Raw genomic sequence first — 5,394 nt, 5'->3', positions numbered from 1 at the left:
CCAGATCCAGTACCGGCCCACCATCATCACCGGCTGCCTCATCGGCACCGGCCTCGCCACAAGCCCCGGCGACATCACGCATTAATCCTCAGTAGTGAAGGCCGCTGCCCTCTTCGATTTGCCAGTCGGAACGCCGAAGTGGCTCCAGTGCTTTCGGCCCTGCCGGACGGTAGGTCGTCACGGATCTGCGGACAGAGCCTTCAGATCCAGAGTCCCCACACTGTCTACGGCTGGTGGGACAGGCCGTCCGGCGGGTGTTCACGCCGGGTACCCTTCAGCCTTCCCTTTCAATGCAGGGGCCGGTGTATGAGTATCCGGTCGGGGCAGCAGGCGGTGCGGGGGCGGGTCCTCCTGAGGGAGGGGTGCGGGCTTCATTGTCGTGGGGTGGGCGAGGGGGTGCCTCTATGTCTTTCGTCAAGCGGTGCGTGGGGTTCTGGGTTCGTAGTAGGTGCCGTCGCGGAGCATGGCGAATATGACGCTGGTGCGTTGGCGGGCGAGGCGGAGGAGGGCTTGGGTGTGGGTTTTGCCGTGGGCCCGGCACTTGTCGTAGTAGGTGCGTGAGGCGGGGTCGTGGAGGGCGGCGAATGCGGACAGGAACATCGCGCGTTTGAGTTGCCGGTTTCCTCCTCTGGGGGCGTGTTCGCCGTGGATCGAGGTTCCGGACTGCTTGGTCGTGGGTGCGAGGCCGGCGTAGGAGGCGAGGTGGGCGGCGCTGGGGAACGAGCTGCCGTCGCCGATGGTGGTCAGGAGGACTGCGGCGGTCCTGACGCCGACACCGGGCAGCGACGTCAGGACCTGGGAAAGAGACCACGACGGTCTGCTCGTCCAGGGCGGTGGAGATGTCGTCGATCAGCCGGGTGGCCATGCGCGGGGCTTTGGGTCGGATGATCTCGACGAGCCTGCGGCGTCCGGCTTTCCGCAGGGCGGCCGGGGGAACCATGACGTTCCAGCAGCCAGGTGACGGCCTGATGGTCGAGGCGGGGCCCCAGGACGCGTTCCAGCGATGGGTGGAACTGGGTGAGCAGGCCGCGGATCCGGTTGGAGGTGCGGGTGGCCTCGGCGGCCAGGTCCTGGTCGAAGCCGACCAGCACGGTCAGCTCGGCGGTGACCTCGTCGGTCAGTTCCAGCGAGCGCAGGGTGTGCGGCATGGTGCGGGCGGCGTCGGCGATGACGGCGGCATCACGGGCGTCGGTCTTGGCCTCGCCGGGGTAGAGGTCGGCGATCCGGCGCATGGCCAGGCCCGGCAGGTAGGCGACCTTGCAGCCCGCGTCCCGGGCGACGGTCAGCGGCAGAGCGCCGATCGAGGCGGGCTGGTCCACGACCACCAGCACGGTGCCGAACTTCGCCGTCAGCTTGTCCAGCACCGCCCGCAGCCTGATTAGCGGTCGAGTCGTCGCAGGGTCCCGGGCGGCCAAGCCCTCTGAGCCATCCGGCGGCGGAACAGTCACAGCCATACCTGGAACCCCTGGGTTCCGCCGATCCTACGAGTGACCGGTGCGAACCCATGAAGAAGGTAGGGCAACAGTCATACCGGGCCCAGAGGCCAGCGGCCCCATTGCAGGACCGCAAAAAAGATAACTGTGAGAGTTCTTCTGCGGCCCGGGATGGGTTGCTGCCAGGCTCGGCGCTCGTGATCCGGCATGACTCGAAAAATAACTGGCGTCCCGTCAGGGGCTGCCGTGTCCCCGAGATGTCTGCCGGACGCGGGCGTCGGCCTGGCCCACCCGTTGGCTTGATCAGCAGCTTGTCCGCCTTCCGGCGTGACTCATCACAGTTCCGCCACGCGGTGACTCCACCCAGGCCGACGCCGACCACGGCCCGCCTGCCCGAAGGAGAACGACCGCGTGACCATGCTCGCAGAACACGTCGACGGCGTCATCGGTGTCGACACCCACCGCGACACGCTTGCCGCAGCCGCCGTCAGCCCCATCGGGGCCGTCCTGGAGACCACCGACTCGCCAGCTCATACCCGCGGCTACCAGCGTCTTCTCGACTTCGCCCAACAGCACGTGCCCGGCCGGCGCTGCTGGGCACTCGAAGGGACCGGCAGTTACGGAGCCGGCCTCGCCGCCTTCCTGAAAGACGCTGGTGAACGCGTCATCGAGGTATGTCGTCCCAAGCGTCCGCCGGTCCGCGGAGGAGGCAAGACGGACATGCTCGACGCCATTCGCGCGGCCCGCGAGGCATTGGCCACCGAGCACGTCATCGAGCCCCGAAGCCGCGGGGAACGCGAGGCGATGCGCGTGCTGCTGGCCACCCGGCAAGGCGCGGTGCACGCCTCCACGGCGGCCATCAACCAGCTCAAGGCTTTGATCGTCTCCGCGCCGGACGACCTCCGCGCCGAACTTCGGCGCCTCAACCGGCAGCAACAGGTAAAACGCTGCGCCAGCCTCCGCGACCGCCCAGCGCATCCGGCACCTTCAGATCGAAGCCCGCGACCTGGAGAACGAGCTTCTCCAGCTCATTCGACAGCAGGCTCCCGAACTCTTGGAGTTGCTCGGGATCGGGCCGATCACCGCAGCTCAGATCCTGGTCAGCTGGTCGCATCCGGGCCGATTCCGTTCCGAGGCCGCCTTCGCCTCGTTCGCCGGTGTTGCGCCGATCCCAGCCTCGTCAGGGCTGACCAACAAGCACCGGCTCAACCGAGGCGGCGACCGCCAACTCAACCGAGCAATGCACACGATCACCCTGATCAGGATGCGACTCGATCCCGCCACGAAAACATACGTTGCTCGCCGCGTCAGCGAGGGCAAGAGCCCCCGCGACGCACAGCGGTGCCTCAAACGCAACGTCTGCCGCCAGATCTTCAAGATCCTCGAACGACGGACCCGACAGAACCCCCAAGAGCTCCCCCATGCGGCTTGACACGACATAGCAGCCTCGGGGCAGGACGTCGGGGCGCGGCGGGGCGGAGCCGTGTTACCAGGCCTCCCTGTACAGGCGGTGAGGCAACACTGGCGATCGGCAGCCGCTCAGGTAAGGCTCCGTCAATCGTACGCTCAGACGGGAAGTTCGGTGATGCTGAGGGCGAAGTCCAAGTTCCCCACCCCGTGGTTGGCGAGGCCCACCGTGACCACGCCCGCTCCTTCCAGCCAGTGCGCCACTTTCAGGCCGCCGACGTCCAGCGGGCGCAGCCCGAGGCTCTCGACGAACGCCTCCACACTTGCTTTGGCCTGCGCATTGTCGCCGGCGATGAAGACGTCGGGTCGCCCCTTCTCCAGGACATGATGGAAGACGGTGTTGAACGCCTTCACCACGCTGGCGCTGGCCGGGAGCTACCTTGGCGATTTCCTGCGCGATCGAGGTCTCCTCGCGGTGGGCCAGCCCGTCGAACGTGGAATTGAAGGGAATGCAGATGTCGACGATGACCTTGCCCGCGAGAGCGTCTGCGTACTGGGCGACGGCCGGCACGACGCCGTCGTACAACGAGGTCAGGATGACGATGTCCCCGGCCGGGGCGGTGCCCCATTCTCCCGTCGTGGCGCCGCCGCCGAGAGCCTTGGCCAGGTCAGCCGCCTTGGACTGATCGCGGCCCATGACCTCGATGGTGTTGCCGCCCGCTATCGCTCGTGCGCCGATGGTGCGCGCCATGTTCACGGTGTCGAGGTGTTCCCCTTCGGGGTTGAGGCCGATCCTTCGGCCTTTGGCACACGCGAGATATGCAAGCCTCCTGGTGAGGATGAACGATAACTGTGCGTGATGAGTGGCGGTGAGCTGCTGAGAACCGGGGGCAGGTCAGGCCACTGGGATTGCGGCCGGAGCCGCCCCCCAGGGCCGGGCAGCCAGACAGCACCGCACCCCGAATAGCACGAAGCCCCGGTTGAAGGGGCCGGGGCTTGTTCCGGAGGGTGTGCGTCTCCTGGGGTTCAACGACGAGCGGTGGCGTATCGCCCGCGCTGGGTAATGGCGGGGGACCGCTGCCCATCGGTGGGGGAGTCCCTGACTGCCTGCGCCATCACCTGGGGTCCTGGCCGTCGATGTCGCTGTTGTTCAGTAGGGAGTCCAGGACCCGGTTGATGGCCTGGTGGAGGTAGGTGCTTTCGCTGCCGGGTGGGACCAGTTGCACTGTGAGTCCCAGCCAGGCCGCAACTGCGGCGGTGGGTGCTTCCATCAGTACGGTCCCGCCCGCAGCGGACAGCCACAGCATTACCACGCCGAGTCCGGCCCTTCTGGCCGGCCAGATGCGGACGTCGCCGCTGCCGGACGGCCGGAACAGGCCGTCCAGGAGCAGGTCGCGGGCGAAGAACCAGTACACCGGTTTCTCGGAGTCGATGTGGAAGGCGATGTGCACGGCGCAGGGGGAAGCGACCCGGTAGATCAGTCGGGCCATCACCGGGATCCTGTCCTGCGGTGACCGCACCAGGTGCATCATCAGCTCCCGCTCCACAACGGTGCCCCTCATCGCACTCCCCCTCTCGCAATCCGCAGCGGCCCGGATGCGGACCGCAGTGCGTGAGGGGGGGGTGATGCTCCATCCATTATGCGCCTTCACAGGATCTCCAGACGTTTCGTGCGGTCATCTCCGACGAACCCGCCAACGCCCTTCCGTGGGCGCCTTCCTGGACAGATAGACCGGCTCGCAACGGCCCACGCAGCACGAGACCCACGGAACCACGGGGAAGGTCCAGGAGCCTTGCCATGCGCGACAGTCGCGGGGAGTTCAACGACTGGCTGCGACGGGTGTCACGGCCAGCCGCTGGCCCTTGCGCGAGGCGTCGGTGAGCCGCAAGTTCCTTGCGCGTCCTGGACCCGGTCCGGTCAGGAGGGGAGGCGTGCGAGGGCACGCGCGGTGGCGTCGGGCCAGGAGCTGTTGAGTGCGTGGGTGTACGCCTCGCAGGCGCCCGCGAGATCGCCGGAATCCCGCAGGATGCCGCCGAGGTTGATGGCGGCCATAGCCCGCACCCCCCGCTACGGGGATCTGGGCCGCTGTTGCGCGTTCGGGCATAGATCACCCGGTTGGCTACCAAATGTGCATGACTCCCCACACAGGGCGATTCTGGCTGTGGGCTCGCCGCTGTCTCCGACAGCTCTTCTCTCCTTGTCAGCGGTATCAACCGCGCGTTGCGGGCCCCTTGCTGGAGGTGACGTGTTGTCTCGAATAGCCATGCCTCAGGCGCCCGTTCGAGGGCGTCGAGGCAGCATGCGGATATGGACGATGGCCGCAAGCGTGGCCCTGGCGTCCAGTGCCCTAACAGGTGCCGCGTATGCGGGCAGCGCCAGTGGTGGCGAGGCTGGTGCCGTGAAGCCCCGCGCTCAGGCCGGTCTCGCTGACCCATGCTTCCTCTTCTCGGACTTCCCCGGGTACTGCCCAAGCCGTCCTGGTCGCCACTGGCATCCAGGCCGCCCCGGCATTCCCGGTCCCCCCGGCCCGCCAGGGCCTGCCGGGCCTGCCGG

3 protein-coding genes and 3 pseudogenes are annotated in these 5,394 nt (G+C 67.5%); 2 read left to right on the top strand and 4 right to left on the bottom strand.

Translation table 11 applies throughout. The features are described 5' to 3' along the window. Positions 1–414: 414 nt before the first annotated feature. Positions 415–1,376: pseudogene (locus ABZ883_RS42425) on the bottom strand (IS110 family transposase); the annotation flags it as partial. Between the two features lie 474 nt (positions 1,377–1,850). Between ABZ883_RS42425 and ABZ883_RS42420 the strand changes: the two are divergent. Both ABZ883_RS42420 and ABZ883_RS42415 read left to right on the top strand, forming a co-directional pair. Beyond that, positions 1,851–2,255, top strand: a pseudogene (locus ABZ883_RS42420) (transposase); the annotation flags it as partial. A 232-nt stretch (positions 2,256–2,487) separates the two neighbouring features. After that, entirely contained in the window at positions 2,488–2,865 is a 378-nt protein-coding gene (locus ABZ883_RS42415; RefSeq protein ID WP_360917450.1) for an IS110 family transposase, read from the top strand. A 134-nt stretch (positions 2,866–2,999) separates the two neighbouring features. Here ABZ883_RS42415 and ABZ883_RS42410 read toward each other — a convergent pair. The 3 genes and pseudogenes from ABZ883_RS42410 to ABZ883_RS42400 form a co-directional block, all read right to left on the bottom strand. Continuing rightward, positions 3,000–3,591: pseudogene (locus ABZ883_RS42410) on the bottom strand (NAD(P)-binding domain-containing protein). Between the two features lie 364 nt (positions 3,592–3,955). Then, on the bottom strand, positions 3,956–4,402 hold the full coding sequence (locus tag ABZ883_RS42405) for an SsgA family sporulation/cell division regulator (protein WP_360917448.1): 447 nt from the start codon (positions 4,400–4,402) through the stop codon (positions 3,956–3,958). A 356-nt stretch (positions 4,403–4,758) separates the two neighbouring features. Continuing rightward, positions 4,759–4,893: a hypothetical protein gene (locus tag ABZ883_RS42400; RefSeq protein ID WP_360917445.1), complete on the bottom strand. Its 135-nt coding sequence runs from the start codon at positions 4,891–4,893 to the stop codon at positions 4,759–4,761. Between the last annotated feature and the right edge of the window lie 501 nt (positions 4,894–5,394).

It is taken from the genome of Streptomyces sp. NPDC046977, from assembly GCF_040644455.1.
Taxonomy (GTDB): Bacteria; Actinomycetota; Actinomycetes; order Streptomycetales; family Streptomycetaceae; genus Actinacidiphila.
The sequence above is the reverse complement of the archived record's forward strand: the minus strand, read 5'-3'. Positions and strand labels throughout refer to the sequence as shown.

Bases quoted from the DNA above. Each gene is read 5' to 3' on its own strand.
- ABZ883_RS42405 (WP_360917448.1), bottom strand. From the start codon at position 4,402: ATGAGGGGCACCGTTGTGGAGCGGGAGCTGATGATGCACCTGGTGCGG.
- ABZ883_RS42400 (WP_360917445.1), bottom strand. From the start codon at position 4,893: ATGGCCGCCATCAACCTCGGCGGCATCCTGCGGGATTCCGGCGATCTC.